The organism is Azospirillum brasilense (assembly GCF_007827815.1).
Classification (GTDB): domain Bacteria; phylum Pseudomonadota; class Alphaproteobacteria; order Azospirillales; family Azospirillaceae; genus Azospirillum; species Azospirillum brasilense_C.
Window position 1 is genome coordinate 445,318 of sequence record NZ_VITH01000004.1, and the last position, 14,317, is coordinate 459,634.

Here is a 14,317-nt window from a genome sequence, read left to right on the forward strand (position 1 = left end):
CAGGTAAACACCCATGGCACGTCCCAAGAAGGTTTCGCCCGACACCACGACGAAGGAGGCGGCATCCGTCGGCTCCGAGGAGAGCAATGTCCTCGCGTCGCTCACCCATACGCTCGCGGTTGCCGGCTTCGATCAGAAGCATGACCTCAAGGTGAGCGAGCCGGGAATGGCGGCCGCCCTGGTGTGGGGCCGCCACGAAGGTGCAGAGACCAGGCGGGTGCTGGCGCTCGTGCTGCCCCCCGGCGCCTGGAACCGCAGCAACGCCGACGACGTGGCGGCGCTGTCGTGGACGTTGCCGCCCTCCGACACGGCGGCGGACCATTACCCGCAATTCGCCGTGGTCAAGGACGCCGAGGGCAAGCTGGAGGCGGTCTTCGACGTGACGCCCGGGACGCCGCATCAGATCGACAAGCTGCCGGGCGTCCGTGAGATCAACGACTACGAGCGCATCAAGGTCGATCCGACCTACCGCTGGTCGATGCGCATGTACGATCGCCTGATGAAGGGCTTTAACGCGCTGCACGAGCGCATCTACCAGACGCACAAGGATCGGGTGAACGGCAAGAACGACATCATCGAGGAGGTCGCCAAGCTCCTCTTCCTGGAGTCGTTCCGCCTGCACCACCCTCCCCCGCTGTCCTTTGAACACGAGGGACGGACGCTGGATCTGATGAACGTCTTCTCCGCAGCGTACGTGAAGGCGCACGGCCGCACCGCGGTCGCCGAGATCCGCTCGGCCTTCTCGCATTTCAAGCTGCACCCCGACTACATCGTCACCGACGACGCTGGCGAGGAACACCCCATCTTCGACCGGCACAGCTATCTTCGGCTCGAACAGCCGGGCAACTACGAGGCGGTCCTGTCGCTCATCCAGGATCTGGGGCCGGTGACGGACAACCGGAACCAAGTCCTGAAGAAGCAGGGCACGCTCGCCGACATTGCCGCCGACGTGCTCGGCCGCGCGTTTGACGTGTTCCTGCGCGCCAACTTCGAGTCGAAGGGCGGCCTCGGCATCTATCTCACCCCGGCGCCGGTGAAACAGGCGATGCTGGCCATGGCTTTCCACGACATCAAGCGGAGCACCGAGGACGCGGCCAAGCTCGTCGCCCACGACATGGGGCGGCCCGCCTTCCGCTTCTGTGATCCGGCCTGCGGCAGCGGCGGCTTCCTCTCGGTCGCGCTCAACCAATTGCGGCGCACGTTGGACGAGCTTAGCGGCCGCCGCACCGCGACCGAGGACGACCGCCGGAAGCTGTTCGCGGAGATGTGCGAGCACAGCTTCGTCGGCGCCGATTCCTCGCCCCAGATGGTGATGCTGGCGCGGGTGAACATGGCGCTGCTCGGGGCGCCGAAGGCCCGCATCTTCTACACGCAGAACTCGCTGACCAGCCCACAGCTCGAGCCCGGCAGCTTCGACCTGATCTGCACCAACCCGCCCTTCGGCACACCCAAATTCAGCAAGAGCCAGGATACGGCGAAAAAATCGCACGAGGAGGCGATGCAGGCGATCCTCGCGACCTACCGCTCCGACCTCGAGCCGCGCACCGGCCGCGGCGGCGGCTACGACTATTCGCCGACGGTCACCGGCCTCGCCATGGGCGGCTCGCCCAACAGCAAGGGCGTGTGGAGGGAGGCCTCCACCAACACCGACCCGGCGGTGTTGTTCCTCGACCGCTGCCTGCAATTGCTCAAGCCCGGCGGGCGGCTGTTGATCGTGCTGCCTGACGGAGTACTCTGCAACTCCAGCGACCGATACGTGCGCGAGTACATCATGGGCGTGAAGGACGAGGCGACGGGCGAGTTCCACGGCGGCAAGGCCATCGTCAAGGCGGTCCTCAGCCTGCCGTCCGACGCCTTCAAGTTGTCGGGCACGGGCGCCAAGACCAGCGTGCTCTACCTTCAGAAGCGCCACGCCCGCAAGGACGACCCGGAGAAGTTCCAGGACGAGCCGCAGACCGACGTGTTCATGGCCGTCGCCGAGACGCTCGGCTACGTCGTCAAGAACAACGTCGAGGATTATAGCGCGGGCGTTCCCAACGACCTCGCCGCCATCGTCGGCGCGTATGTGCGGGGCGAGTGATGGGCTCAGCGTGGCGCTTGCCTTCAGTCGATCTTTCGGTTCGCCTAGACGCCGGATTCCATGCCCCAGAGTACCTGGAAATCGAACACCGACTCCGAGCTTCTGGACTCCGAGTTGTTCCGCTGAGTGCGGTACTTAACCGTGTCTTCAAAGGAGCATTCTATCTGCTTGCCTCCGAATACACCTCTTCGGGAGTTCCCTTCATCCGGATTAGCCAATTCACATCAGGCTTTCTTGACCTTAGTGATACTGTCTTCATTTCATGCGCTACGCATGCCAATCAGCGAAAGACCGCGGTCGCGCCGGGCCATTTGCTCTTCGCCAAAGGCGGAATGTATCGTCATTGTGCTGTGGTTCCGGACAGTGTAGAGGATGCCAATATTTCGCAGGATGTTATCGGTGCAGAGCCAGCCAATGGATTAGATTCTCACTATGCGATGACGTTCCTTCAGTCAAAACATGGTCGGCCTCAACTCGTAAGATGGGAGCAAGGGAATGCCCAGCCACACCTTTCCAACGAAGGTGTAAAGGAGATTCTCATCGCTCTTCCGCAAGATGCGGACGCCCAACGCTACATCGGCGACAAGGTCCGGCAGGCCGAGCGACTTCGCGCTCGCGCGCAGAGGATCGAAGCGAATGTCGCAATGGTGCACGCGAAGTATATCCCTCTTCCGGTTGGCGTTAACTTCACGAAACGCACCCGTCGTCTCGCAACTCGGTCTCTGACTGAACGTCTTGATGCGCACTTCTACCCGTCGGCTGTTGAGCAGTACTTCCGACAGATCGGCGGAACGACGCGCTCTCTGGGCCGACTGAGCACTCTAGTCATAAATGGGCAGAGTCAGCCGGAAGCCGAGGAGGGGGTTGCCCAGGCAACAGTCGCTAATCTGGGAAGGAGTTTCGTCGAGGGGCCGTTGCGCGCGGTCAAGCGCCCGATGAACGGCACACGAGCTCTCGCCCTCCACGACCTTCTGTTGTGTAACGCTGCTCATAACAAGAGCTACATCGGGCGAGACGTGACCTACTCTCAGCTTGAGGGGGCGTACCCCTCTACGGAGGTGATGGTTATTCGTGTGGACCGGGCACAGGTTCCAGCGTCCTTCATTCGACAGTACCTCAAGACCGACATCGGCTACCGGCAAATTCAATCAACGATTCGCGGCATTACCGCTCACTCGTATCCAAGTGACGTCAAGCTCATTGAGATCCCGATACCCCCGGTGGCGGATACGGAGCGGGAAATCTGGTTCGCAACCGATGACAAAATGCTCGTTGCCGGACGGTGCGCAGATGCGGCCAAGCTTCTGACTGCCGTTGCTGTAGCGCTCGTCGAACATCTCATCGACGGCCGCCTCTCCGAGGCCGACCTCATCGCCGCGCAGAAGGGGCTGGAGGCCGGCAACCGCGACGCCGACCGGGCCATCCTGCAATCGCTCCGGCAGGGCGATGCCGCCGACGCCCCGCCGCTGATCCCCGACCTCGACGGTCTCTACGCGCTCCTCGACGAGCCGGACGAGGGGAGCGGCCCATGACCGTCGCCGCCCTCCAGGGGCGTGCGCTCACGCGCACGGTGGACGCGGTGCGGAGCCTGCTCGCGCAGGGCGAGGTGCCGGCGTTCGCCCTCGACGGCCTGGAGGGAATACAGTCGGGTGGTCTGTGGAGCGAGCGGGGCACGGTGCTGGCGGCGACCCCGCTCGCCGTGGCGCTCGCCGACCGCTTGCCCGACGCGGCGGAGACGGTGCCGGCGGTGGTCTCGCTGCTGCCCGAGGTCCGCGCGGCGTGGCTGCGCGTGCTCCGCGCCCGCTTCGCCGAGATCGGGGAGCGTGGCGACGTCGCGGCGCTGGCCGAGACCGTGACCGGCGCCGGTGCGCTCGCCCGCGCGCTCGTGGGGGTGGAGGCTCCATCGCTGTCGCCGACCGCCTTCGGCGAGCTGGAACGCGCCGTGCTGCCCGCCGCCGCGCACGAGGCTCCGGCCTTCCCGGTGCTGCTGCGCGCGCTGGCCGCGACCGCCGGGATGGCAGACGGCACGCCGGTGCCGCAGCCGCTGCCGGACATCGTGGTCGACAACCCCTCAACGGTCTGGCAGTCCGGACGGCTCCTGCGCTTGCCGGAGGCAACCGACACCGCGCCCGCGACGGTGGTCCTCAGCGGCGCGCTCGACGGCCGCGGCGGCGAGGGCGACGTCATGCGCTGGGCGCTCCATCATCCCTGGGCTTTCCTGCTCGCCCAGATGGTGTTCACCAAGGAGGCGTGGGAGGCCGAACGGGTGTCCGGCGGCGTCGCCTTCGAGCTGGAGCCGGCCCACCTCCCCCAGTTCCAGAGGCCGCCGTGCGTCGAGGTGGTCGTCACGCGGCCGAACGGCGAGGAGGTCCGCTGCGGCTCCCTCGGCGAGCTGGTGCGGCGCGTTCTGGCGCAACTCGGCGTGACCCTTCTCGGCCATCGCGTCACGGCAAGCACACTCGACGACCGGCTCGGCCTCGTCATCGACGCCGCGCAGCGGCGCGGCGTCTGGCGCTTCGAGCATGGGACCGGCGCCCGGCACCCCGCCTATGCCATCGATCCCGCTTTTTCCGACGCTTGCTACCGCGCGCTCGGCAGCCGGGCCTTTTACCGGCTGGGTTCCCCGGTGACCGCCGCCGTGCGCCGGGCCGCCGAGACCTGGGCCGCCGAACGGATCGCCCGCGCCAGCGCCGGAACGGGCGGCGAGGTGGCGTCATGACGGCACCCTCCGAGTCACGGCTCCACCTCGAACGTCCCGCTTTCTGGACCGAGCCGGGCGACCCGGAGTCCTGGTTTCGCGCCCTCGACGCGCTCGCGGCGCGACGGAGCACCCCGCTGACCGGCACGCCGCGTGCGGTGGCCGACCGCTGCCTTTCCGGGGTGATTTCCCGGCGCGGCGCGATCGGTCTGTTCGGCCTTTTCCGGCGGGAGGACCGCACGCTGTTGCCCGGCGTGGGCCTCGTCGCCCGCGACGCGGACGACCGTTGGGATCTGACCGACGATGCCCATGCGCTGCTGCGGCACTGGAAGGACGAGCCGGCGCGCGGGCTCGAGCGGCTCTCGGCCTTGCTCCTGCGGGAAAGCCCGTGGCTGCGGCTGCTGCTGCTGCGGCTCCAGCGGGGCGACTGGGAACTCAGGCATTGGGCCGCGGTGCGCAGCGGGCGCGCGGGGTTGAAGGCGGGCGTCTCGCTCCTCCTGCACCGCCATGGCGAACCGGCGGCTTGGTTCGCCGGGCTCGAGCAGCGGACGGCGGGCCGCTGGCTTGCGCGGGCACGCAGCGTGGGGATGGCGTACGATCCCGACGTCCTCAAGCGCAAGAAGCGCAAGGACGACCTCTCGCTGGCGCCGCTCACGGCCCCCCTGCATCTGCTGGAATCGGTGGGCTGGCTCAGCCGCACCGGCGACGTGACGCTGCCGGGCGCGCTGGCAGCCGACCTCGCCGGCACGTCCACACCGGCGCAGGCGCTCAGCGACATCACCGCGGGGCATGCGGACCTGCGCGGCTTCGTTGCCGTCGAGCCGGTGCTGCGCGCGCTGCTCGCGACCTACGGCGTGAGCCCCGGCGATGACACCTTCGCGCGCTGGATGGACATGCTCATGGAGTTGGCCATGACGCGGGGCGCGCTGGAACTGCTCGACGCGGAGCCCGGCCAAGCGCGCCACGGACGGGGCTTGCACGCCGACCCATCGCGCAAGCTCGTGCGCTGGGTCGTCCACACCGAATTCAACGACGCCTTCCACAACGCCTGGGCCGCGCTGGGGACTGAACGGGAGCAGACACGATGACCAACAAGGCGAAGCACCAGTGGGCCGCAACCGGCGTGTCGAGCTACCCGCTCAGCCACCCCATCGTCGGCCAGGGCCGCTTCTTCGAGGCGTTCCGACACTTCATCCACCTCGTCGACGACGAGGCGGAGAAGTTCGCGCACGTCTTCGCCGTCGTCGCGCGCTGGGGCATCGGCAAGTCCCGCCTGGGCTACGAGCTGGTGGCGCAGATCAACGACACCTCGCGCGGCTGGTGGGTGCGCGGCGACGATGGCGCCCTGAGCAAGGCGCAACTCTTCCACGACGACCAGGACCGGGACCAGTACCTCGGGCTCTACGTCCGCTACAGCCAGGTCGCGAACGACTACAACAACGTCGACAACTGGTTCGCCTACGGTCTCTACAAGGCGCTGCTGCCGTTGGCGCGCGGCACGTTCGACGGCTCGATCCAGGGCCAGATTGCCAAGGAGGCGGCCGACCGCCTCACCGTCGCCGGCTTCGACGCGCAGAGGCTCGCGGCGGCGCTGGAGGTTTCGGCCAAACACTCCGACGAGACGCTCTACGTGGACCCGGAGCTGGCGACCCGGCTCTGCCAGGCGGCCTACGCCTACCTTCAGTCGCTGGGCATCAAGTACGTGCTCGTGGTGCTGGACGAATTGGAGACCGCCGCCGAGGCGGCGACCTTCGGGCTCGATTCGACCGACATCAAGCACCTCGACGGCCGTGCCATCAAGCTGATGGGCAAGGCGATCAAGGAGGAGGATCCGCGCCGCAAACTTCCCTGGCTGCGCTACGTCGCCCTCTGCTCTCCGGCCATCGGCGACGAGCTGCGCGAGATCCAGTCGACCGTGCGCCGCTTTGAGATGGAGGAGCTGCAATCGAACGCCTTTTCCGACGTCAGCGACTTCGTGCAGGCATTGGGTGACGACGGGCGGCTTGCCGAGTCCTACCCGCAGGGGCTGGTCGAGGCCGCGTATGCGATGAGCGCCGGCAACTTCGGCTGGTTCAACGTCATCATGGCGAGCATCGACGAACGCCTGCGCGACAAGCGGCTGCGGGGCGAGACGGACACGCCGACGGTGGGCTCCCTGTTCGACGAGCTGGTCCGGGTATCGGGGCGGGTGCGCCAGCACGTCCTCGATCACAACGCCATCGCCATGCTGAAGATGCCGGATCGGTCGCATCTGGCAACCGCACGCGACCTGCTGTACGGCCAGCTTCCGGTCCCCCTCGACGCCTACTCCGCTGAGACGCGGGCCGCCGTGCTGGGCGCCCGCAACGAATACGACGAACCCGTCGTCACACTGTTCAGCCGCGTCGCGTGGGACGGGTTAGAGGCGGCCGAAGCACTGCGCGTGTCGAAATTCACCCGCGACCGCGGGATGTGGCGACTCGGCGGCGTCGATCAGCCGCTCGACCTCGGCCAGCTCCTCTCCAACCTCGGCACCTACGCCATCCATGAGACGAAGGGACGGCCGCGCACCGACGGCAAGCACACGCTGGTCGTCCCGTTGCGCCAGACCGACTTCGTCCACCTCGTGTCGCTCCTCTATCCGCACCCCGCCGCCGAAGACGCGGCGCGCGCCCTGTGGCGCCGCTTCCTCGGAGCGGAGGATCTCGAACCGGACACGGCCACGCACGTCGGACCGAGCGTGGAGATGATCGCCCGGCTCGATCTGCGGCACCGCAAGCAAGGCCAGACATCGCTCATCTTCCGCGACCCCGACCAGAACGCCGCCCACGAGGCGGCGCTGTCGGCGCTGCGGGCGCAGACCGAGCAGCAGCGGGCGCGGCAGATGCTGGTGGGCGCGATGCGCGTCATCGACCAGCACTGGGCCTACGACGCCGTGGCCTCGGGCATCCGCGACGAGTCGCTGACCGTCATCGGCACAGCGCCGCGAAGCCGGGGAGCCTCGGGGGGCCTGGTCACATTCGACGGCCTGAAGCTGCATCCGAGGGGGCGCGTTCTCTTCGCGTGGGTGAAGAACGACGACGAGCTGGTGAGCCTGTGCAAGGCGGCCAGCACCCAGTTCGGCGAGGAGGGGCGAACGCCTGTGGTCGCCTTCACGGCCTCCCGGGCCTTGGCGGACCGGATGGCGAATCCGTCCGTCCAGACGCTGAGGGATGCGAAGGGCTACCTGCTTCTGTATCAGCTCACCTCCACCGAGGAGCACATCCTCCATCAGGTCGGCGTCGCGACGTCGGCGTGCGTCGGCTTTCGCCTTGATCACCACGGATTCACGACGGCGTTCAACAACCGCCTGCAAAGCCTCGTGCGCCAGTTTTCGGACGAAGTGGGGCGCTTCCGCCGTCAACTCGACGATCTCGGCCGCATCGCGTGGCCGTTCCGGCCGGCGGGTCGGCTCAAGGAGCCGGAGGAGGAACTGCTCAGGCGCGCTTGGCGCGTCCTTGCCATCGACAAACAGGAGCCGGTCACCCTCGCCGATCTCGACGACAAGTCAGGGGTGGACGTCGAGGCGCTGAAGGCGCTCCTGGCCAAGCTTGGGGTGTCGCCGAAAGCCCGCGCCGCCGGCTACCTCGACAGCGAACGGGCCGGGCTGTTCTCGCGCCTCGACGACTCGGCCGAGCCGCTGTTCCCTACCTTCCTCGTCGGTACGATCAAGCGCGTGCTGGATGGCGAGTGGTCATTTGCCCATGCCGAACACGAGTGGTTCTGGGGCTACAGCTGGGAGGGCGTCAAGCCTAAGGAAACCTACCTGGAGTGGATGTCGCTCATCTGCGAATTGGGGTTCGGAAAGCCGAAACCCGGTGCGACGACCAACGACGTCCATACGCCGACGACCCGCTCCGAATTGCGCGGAGCCGTGCAGGAAGCGGACAACTGGCTGACGACCGAGTACCCGACACTGGTCAGCGACATGGAAACGGTCTTCGGCGCCGGGCTCGTGAAGGAGCTGTTCGCGTCGGAAAGTTCCAGACCAGGGACCAAGACACTAAAGGCCCGCGAGAAACTCAAGGAGAGCCGCACCGACCTCGACGCGCTCGACGCGTTCGAGACCCGGTCGGCAACGGCTGAGAGCTACCGCATTGCCGCGCAGCGCCGACGGCGCGTCCTGGACGCCGTCAACTGGGTCTACCGCCGCGAGGATTTCCAGGCGCTGCAGCAAGATGCGAACATCCGGACCCTCGACATCCACCTCGACGATGTGCCTTTGTGGCAACGCATCCGCCGCGCGTCCCTGTTCGCGGGGTTTGTCCGCCGTGCCGAGGAGCGCATCCGCGTGCGGACCGTGTCGTTGGCCGACGAGATCCGCGTGGACGTGGCGTCGCTTCGGGGGTTCCCGATCGCCCTCTTCACGCTCTCCCTGGAAAAGATCGTGCACATTCTCGATGGTGCCCTCGCACCGACCGCCACGCCCGGGGCGACGGAGGTCGGTCAGGCGAAGGAGCCCGGCACGCTGAGGCAGCACCTGCGCGACTTCCAGGTTGCGGAGGCAACCTTACAGCTGGAGAACCTCGCGCGTGAGGTGGGCCTCGACTTGGTGACCTGGAAGGAGCATCCGCTCGATCGGTGCGAGGGCCAGATCATCACCGCGTTCCGTGAGCTGAAAGGCGTTTATGAAAAACTGCGGACGGACCTCGATGACGCGACGAAGCGAATTTCAACCCTTCAGACGGTGCTGATGCAGGCGCCGGCCGACTTTCGCTACCCATCCTCGGCGATACCCTTCGATAAGCTGCAGAAACGGCCAGCCCTGATTCAAGAGGCCTTGGAGAATGCGCAAGCGGAGGACGTGGAACGATTGCGTTCCGAATACGACGGCCCGGCGCGGTTGGGAAACTTCCAGCCCCTAATGTCGAAAGCCCGCGACCTGCTCGAAGAGCCGCGCAAACCCCTGATGCTGTTGCTGAGCAGCGTCATAACAGTCGAGAACGCCGTGACCGAGTACCGGAAGCGCCTTCTCGAGGACCCGCAACTGTTCCGGTCGCAGCGCAGCCGCGAAGCTCTCGCGCATGCGCTTGGGGTGGCCGGGCCGAAGCCATTGACCTTCACGGACATTGAAGACGCAGGCTCGCTCGTCGCGGCGCAGGCGTTGGTCAAAGCACACACCCAGGGCAACAGCGCCGAGGGCGAGGCGCTGCTCCATGGAGCCGGCGTGAGCTTCGACCGCTGGTGCGCCATCGTGGCCGCGCTCGATGACGGGCGCGATCCCGACTTGGCGCTACAGGAAGCGGACGCGCTGGTGCGACGTGGGCTCATCCAGAGAACCTATCGCCTGGGGGAACGGTCATGACCGTCCCGGTTTTTCTCCACGGAGCCCTCGCCACCCATCGTCGCGGCCGGATCCTGCAGGAGGCGCTGGCGGCGACGGCAACGTCGGAGCTGCCCGACGGTCGCGCCGCCGTCCTTGCGTTCGCCGACGGCTTCCAGGGTGCCGACGACGCGGAGCAGGCCCGGCTAGTCGAGTGGACCCGTGCGCCGGGGCACCTTCTCCTCCTACTGCCCCCCTTCGCCGTTGCGCCCAGCGAGCGTCCCGTCTCCTGGCGGGCGGAGCGGATGGAGTCCGCGCCCCGTGGAGGCGAAGGGCTCGCCACGGTGCTGGCGCCCGAAGTCTCGTACCGGCTGACCGGCAGGCTCCAGGCACCGGCGATGCCGGGTGCAACGTGGAGCGATCTCAGCGTCTGCGTGGGCGCCTACCGACTCCACCCCGCGGCCGGGCTCTTCGCGGTCACCTGCCTGCCGCTGTGGTCCCTCGCCGTGCTGGATGTGCCCGCAGAGCTTCAGAGCTGGCTTGGAAACCTCGTTGCGCTTACCGGGGAAGCCCAAGCCGCTCCGACACCCGCGACGGCTTCGCTGCAGCCCGACCATTACGGCTTCTTGGTCTTCCTGCTCAGCCGGCCGTTCACGGACGAGGAGGAGGTCGTCGCGGCGCTTCGGTCCTCGCCGGTGTTCCGGTTCTCCACCGAAAAGGCGCGCGCGCTCCTGACGGAGCTGCGCAAGCGGGGCCTCGTTCTTGGCGTCACGCCGACGGCCGACGCGTACGATCTGGTGATGCAGAGCCCATACGCGCCTTACGTCAGCGCGATTCGCGAAGGGTCCAGCCGATGAAGACCGTCAACCGTTCGCTCGCACAGACGCTCGCGGTACAATCCCAGGTCCGTCTGCCCGGGACCGTTGGGCGACTGCTCAAGCAGATCCGGGACCTTGAGCGCGTTGCGCCGCTGTTCGTGAAGGCGGGGCTCGTTCGGGCCATCGATCGTCCGAACCCGATCAACACCCGGGTATCCGGAATCGCGACGCATTCCGCGACCGCGAGAACGATCGGCGGCTTTCTGTACGGAGCAGTCGCAGCGCGATGCGACCTCCTGGTCGAGCACAACGCGATGTCGACGGCGGGCCAGGACAGCGCGTGCGAGATCGACGACATCAACTACGAGAACCAATCGAAACGCCTCGCCCTGGTGGCCATGCGGCAGGCCTACGAACTCGCCGAACGGGCGGTTTCGGAGGAGCGCGCGCGGCTCATCTTTCTCGACACGCCGCTGGTCATGGACCGGGGCATGGTTCCGCCGGTGAACCGCACCGGCGACGAGGGATACCAGGCGGCCTACGCGGCAACGCTCGACGCCATAGAAACGTTCTGGTCACGTCACCGCGAGCGCCTTTTCCCATGGCAAGCCGGTGGACCCATCATCGTCGGCCTCGCCTCGCAGCGGTTCGGCGCCATCGTGCAGTCGGCGCAGCAGGATTTGCGCTCGCCGGAGGGGCGCAGCCAGCTCTTGCCGACCGAAGAGTTCGACCATAGCCACCTTGCCGCGCTCGACGGCATTCGCGACGCGATCCTCGGCGTCGGTGAACGGCGCTTCGTCCACGGGATTCTTGGGAGCTTTACGAGAACGGCTGCCTTCCGGATGAACGTCCACGCTCCGCGTATGGAACCCGGGTCCGTCGTCGATCTGGGCGTCATCGGGCTTCACTTCCGGGCGGGACAGACCACGGAACCGCGCTTGATGCAGCTCGTCGGCGACGCGCCCACATGGACGGCCAAAGCCATCGACGAGGTTGTTGGCATGACCATGGCGCTGACGGCGGTGGGCGGCGCGCTGACGGCACCGCTGCCGGTCCAACTTGCGGAGCGGGAACTGAACGCCCTTGGACCCTTCCTTGAAAACTACAGCCGAAGCGTCGTCGGTGAGCTGAAGCGGCGCGAACTCGAGAGCATCTGGCTTTCGGATTGGGATCTCGCGACGTAAGGAGAATTCGCCATGGCCACACACATGCTTGGCCGCCTGGTCGGCAACACCGGCGACCCGACGAACCTGTCGATGGTGCTGAACTCATCTTTCGCCGGCCGGCGGGGCGAGTTCGTACGCGTCCGACACCGCGAACAGGAAGACGGTGGCGCATCCGACGTCCTCGCGAGGATCGTCAGCATCAGCCGCAGCAACGTCCTGTACAACTCCGGGCTCGGCCAAGCAGTGACGGAGTTGGAGCTGCTGCCCGGCGCGCATGTGACGGGCGAGCATATCATGGGCAAGCTCGAAGCGATCGGCTACCGGGATACCGAAACGGGGCAGATCAAGATGCCCCGCCGCGCCCTCGATCCCGGCGCGCCGGTCGAACCCGTGGATTTCCAGTTCCTGAGCGCATTCTATGAGTTCCAGGAGCACTCGAGTCTGCACATCGGCAACCTTGTCGGCTACGAACGTGGGGCCACGGCGGTTCCCGTCTATCTCGACGTGAACCGCCTCGTTACCGAGCACTTAGCGGTTCTGGCCATGACAGGCTCGGGCAAGTCGTACACCGTCGGCCGCATCATCGAGCGCCTCGTCGCCCTCAACAACGGCACCGTCGTCGTCTTCGATCCCCACGGCGAGTACGGGCGTGCGTTGCAGGGCGGGCGCATGCACTTCAACGAGCGGCCCGACGAGCTCGAGGACCAGCGAGACCGAACGGTGCTGCCAGCGATTTGTGAGGCGTTCACCCGCCTTCGCGAGGCGGGCGCCGGCGTCTCGATCTACAGCCCACAGATCGCCTCCTTCCGACAGAAGTATGCCGGCGCCAATCAGGAGCTGTCCCTGCAGTTCGACCACTTCGAGATGGACGATCTCAGCGAGATTCTGCCGGGACTGACAGAGCCTCAGCAGCGTGTGCTGGACGTCGCCATTCGCTACTGGATCGCGCACGAAACGACAACACCGCGAGACATCAACCGCCTGCGCCACTATCTTGGCGACGGTATCGAAGACGTTCGGCAGTGGGATGAGCTGAGCCAAGCGGAGGCGGCGGCACTGAACGGTCGCAGCGCCGCAGTCGCCTCGATGAAGCTCTCGCGCGTGTTACAGGAGGCACAAAGCTTCTATCACTCGGGATTGGCCGGAGCGACGGACATTTACGACATGGTCGGCAGGCCCATGGATCGTCGCGGCCGCCTGGTCATCGTCGATCTTCAGGGGCTCAGCGATACGGCGAAGCAAGTCATCACAGCCTTGATCTCGAGTGAGATCTTGCGCGCGGCGTCGAGCAAGACCGACCGCATCCGCCCGTGCTTCATCGTCTACGAGGAGGCGCACAACTTCGCGCCGGCCGGCGAGCCGGCTGTGAGCCACCGCATCATTAAGAAGATTGCCGGCGAGGGACGCAAGTTCGGTGTCGGCTTCGCGGTCGTCAGCCAGCGGCCGTCGAAGCTCGACCCGGACGTGACGTCGCAGTGCAACACGCTGATCGCCATGCGGCTCCGGAATCCCGACGACCAGCGTTTCATCGCGAAGACCTCCGACATGGTGAGCGCGGCGGACCTCGAGCAGCTTCCCGGTCTCTCGACGGGCGAGGCGCTTATCTGCGGCCGATCGATCCCGGCTCCTCTGCTGGTTCGCGTCGGCACAAAGGCGCTGATTCACGGCGGCGAGTCGCCCGAGGTGCTCAATGTCTGGGGAAGGTTCGGTGGCTAGCGTGAGCGACATCTGCAGCCAGCTCACCATCGAAGCCGCGACGTTCCATCTGCCGATGTGGACGGAGTGGGGGGTTCGTGACGTTGGGCACTTGGTTCACAGCCTTGGCTGCACGTTCCTCACGGCGGCCGGCCGTGACCTCGGCTTCGCGGCGGTCTCCGAGGTGCCCGCGCCGCGCGAAGGACCGCTTGAGCACGTTGAGGAGGACGTGCGCTCGGATTCCGTCTGGTTCAATCGGACGACGAGGCGGGTGGCGCTGGTGGCCGAGTTCGAGCGCTACGCGGGGAAGCAAAAGGACTTGCGTCCAAAGGTCCAGACTCTGCTCCTTGCCCAGCAGCGGTGGGCCTGCGAGGACGCAATCCTGCTGTTGGCCTACTGGAGTGTTGGGTTCGTGACGCTGCCCGATCACGACAGCCTTCGCAGCATCGTGCGTGGAGGCTTCAGTGCGATGGGTGGTGTGCGCGTCCCTGGCAATCCGAAGGCGCGCCTGATGTTCTAGCAGTTTGTCGTTCGTGCCGGGCAGGACGGCCTGATTCGGCTCGAGAATATCATCCGACG

At 66.6% G+C, this 14,317-nt stretch carries 9 protein-coding genes; all 9 read left to right on the plus strand.

From position 1 onward, the window contains the following. The first annotated feature begins 13 nt into the window (after positions 1-13). From FBZ83_RS11075 to FBZ83_RS11115, 9 genes are read left to right on the plus strand one after another with little or no spacing between them, the layout of a single operon-like run. Positions 14-2,080, plus strand: a complete 2,067-nt coding sequence (locus tag FBZ83_RS11075; RefSeq protein ID WP_211101648.1) for an HsdM family class I SAM-dependent methyltransferase — start codon at positions 14-16, stop codon at positions 2,078-2,080. Further along, positions 2,080-3,612: a hypothetical protein gene (locus FBZ83_RS11080; RefSeq protein ID WP_145682476.1), complete on the plus strand. Its 1,533-nt coding sequence runs from the start codon at positions 2,080-2,082 to the stop codon at positions 3,610-3,612. The genes FBZ83_RS11075 and FBZ83_RS11080 overlap by 1 nt, the downstream gene beginning before the upstream one ends. Next, positions 3,609-4,799 carry a hypothetical protein gene (locus FBZ83_RS11085; protein WP_145682477.1) on the plus strand — a complete coding sequence of 397 codons (1,191 nt, stop codon included), beginning with the start codon at positions 3,609-3,611 and terminating at the stop codon, positions 4,797-4,799. Before FBZ83_RS11080 ends, FBZ83_RS11085 begins: the two co-directional genes overlap by 4 nt. Further along, positions 4,796-5,866: a hypothetical protein gene (locus tag FBZ83_RS11090; RefSeq protein ID WP_145682478.1), complete on the plus strand. Its 1,071-nt coding sequence runs from the start codon at positions 4,796-4,798 to the stop codon at positions 5,864-5,866. The genes FBZ83_RS11085 and FBZ83_RS11090 overlap by 4 nt, the downstream gene beginning before the upstream one ends. Then, positions 5,863-10,101 carry a hypothetical protein gene (locus FBZ83_RS11095; protein WP_145682479.1) on the plus strand — a complete coding sequence of 1,413 codons (4,239 nt, stop codon included), beginning with the start codon at positions 5,863-5,865 and terminating at the stop codon, positions 10,099-10,101. Before FBZ83_RS11090 ends, FBZ83_RS11095 begins: the two co-directional genes overlap by 4 nt. Then, positions 10,098-10,916, plus strand: coding sequence for a hypothetical protein (locus FBZ83_RS11100; RefSeq protein ID WP_145682480.1), 819 nt, complete (start codon positions 10,098-10,100; stop codon positions 10,914-10,916). Before FBZ83_RS11095 ends, FBZ83_RS11100 begins: the two co-directional genes overlap by 4 nt. After that, positions 10,913-12,061 (plus strand): hypothetical protein, encoded by a 1,149-nt coding sequence (locus tag FBZ83_RS11105; protein WP_145682481.1) that lies wholly within the window; start codon positions 10,913-10,915, stop codon positions 12,059-12,061. The genes FBZ83_RS11100 and FBZ83_RS11105 overlap by 4 nt, the downstream gene beginning before the upstream one ends. A 12-nt stretch (positions 12,062-12,073) precedes the next feature. Continuing rightward, a complete protein-coding gene (locus FBZ83_RS11110; protein WP_145682482.1) occupies positions 12,074-13,759 on the plus strand; it encodes an ATP-binding protein in 1,686 nt (561 codons plus the stop codon). Position 13,760: 1 nt separating this feature from the next. After that, positions 13,761-14,258 (plus strand): hypothetical protein, encoded by a 498-nt coding sequence (locus tag FBZ83_RS11115; protein ID WP_145682483.1) that lies wholly within the window; start codon positions 13,761-13,763, stop codon positions 14,256-14,258. The last annotated feature ends 59 nt before the right edge of the window (positions 14,259-14,317 follow it).

Bases quoted from the DNA above. Each gene is read 5' to 3' on its own strand.
- FBZ83_RS11110 (WP_145682482.1), top strand. From the start codon at position 12,074: ATGGCCACACACATGCTTGGCCGCCTGGTCGGCAACACCGGCGACCCG.
- FBZ83_RS11095 (WP_145682479.1), top strand. From the start codon at position 5,863: ATGACCAACAAGGCGAAGCACCAGTGGGCCGCAACCGGCGTGTCGAGC.
- FBZ83_RS11085 (WP_145682477.1), top strand. From the start codon at position 3,609: ATGACCGTCGCCGCCCTCCAGGGGCGTGCGCTCACGCGCACGGTGGAC.
- FBZ83_RS11090 (WP_145682478.1), top strand. From the start codon at position 4,796: ATGACGGCACCCTCCGAGTCACGGCTCCACCTCGAACGTCCCGCTTTC.
- FBZ83_RS11080 (WP_145682476.1), top strand. From the start codon at position 2,080: ATGGGCTCAGCGTGGCGCTTGCCTTCAGTCGATCTTTCGGTTCGCCTA.
- FBZ83_RS11105 (WP_145682481.1), top strand. From the start codon at position 10,913: ATGAAGACCGTCAACCGTTCGCTCGCACAGACGCTCGCGGTACAATCC.
- FBZ83_RS11075 (WP_211101648.1), top strand. From the start codon at position 14: ATGGCACGTCCCAAGAAGGTTTCGCCCGACACCACGACGAAGGAGGCG.
- FBZ83_RS11100 (WP_145682480.1), top strand. From the start codon at position 10,098: ATGACCGTCCCGGTTTTTCTCCACGGAGCCCTCGCCACCCATCGTCGC.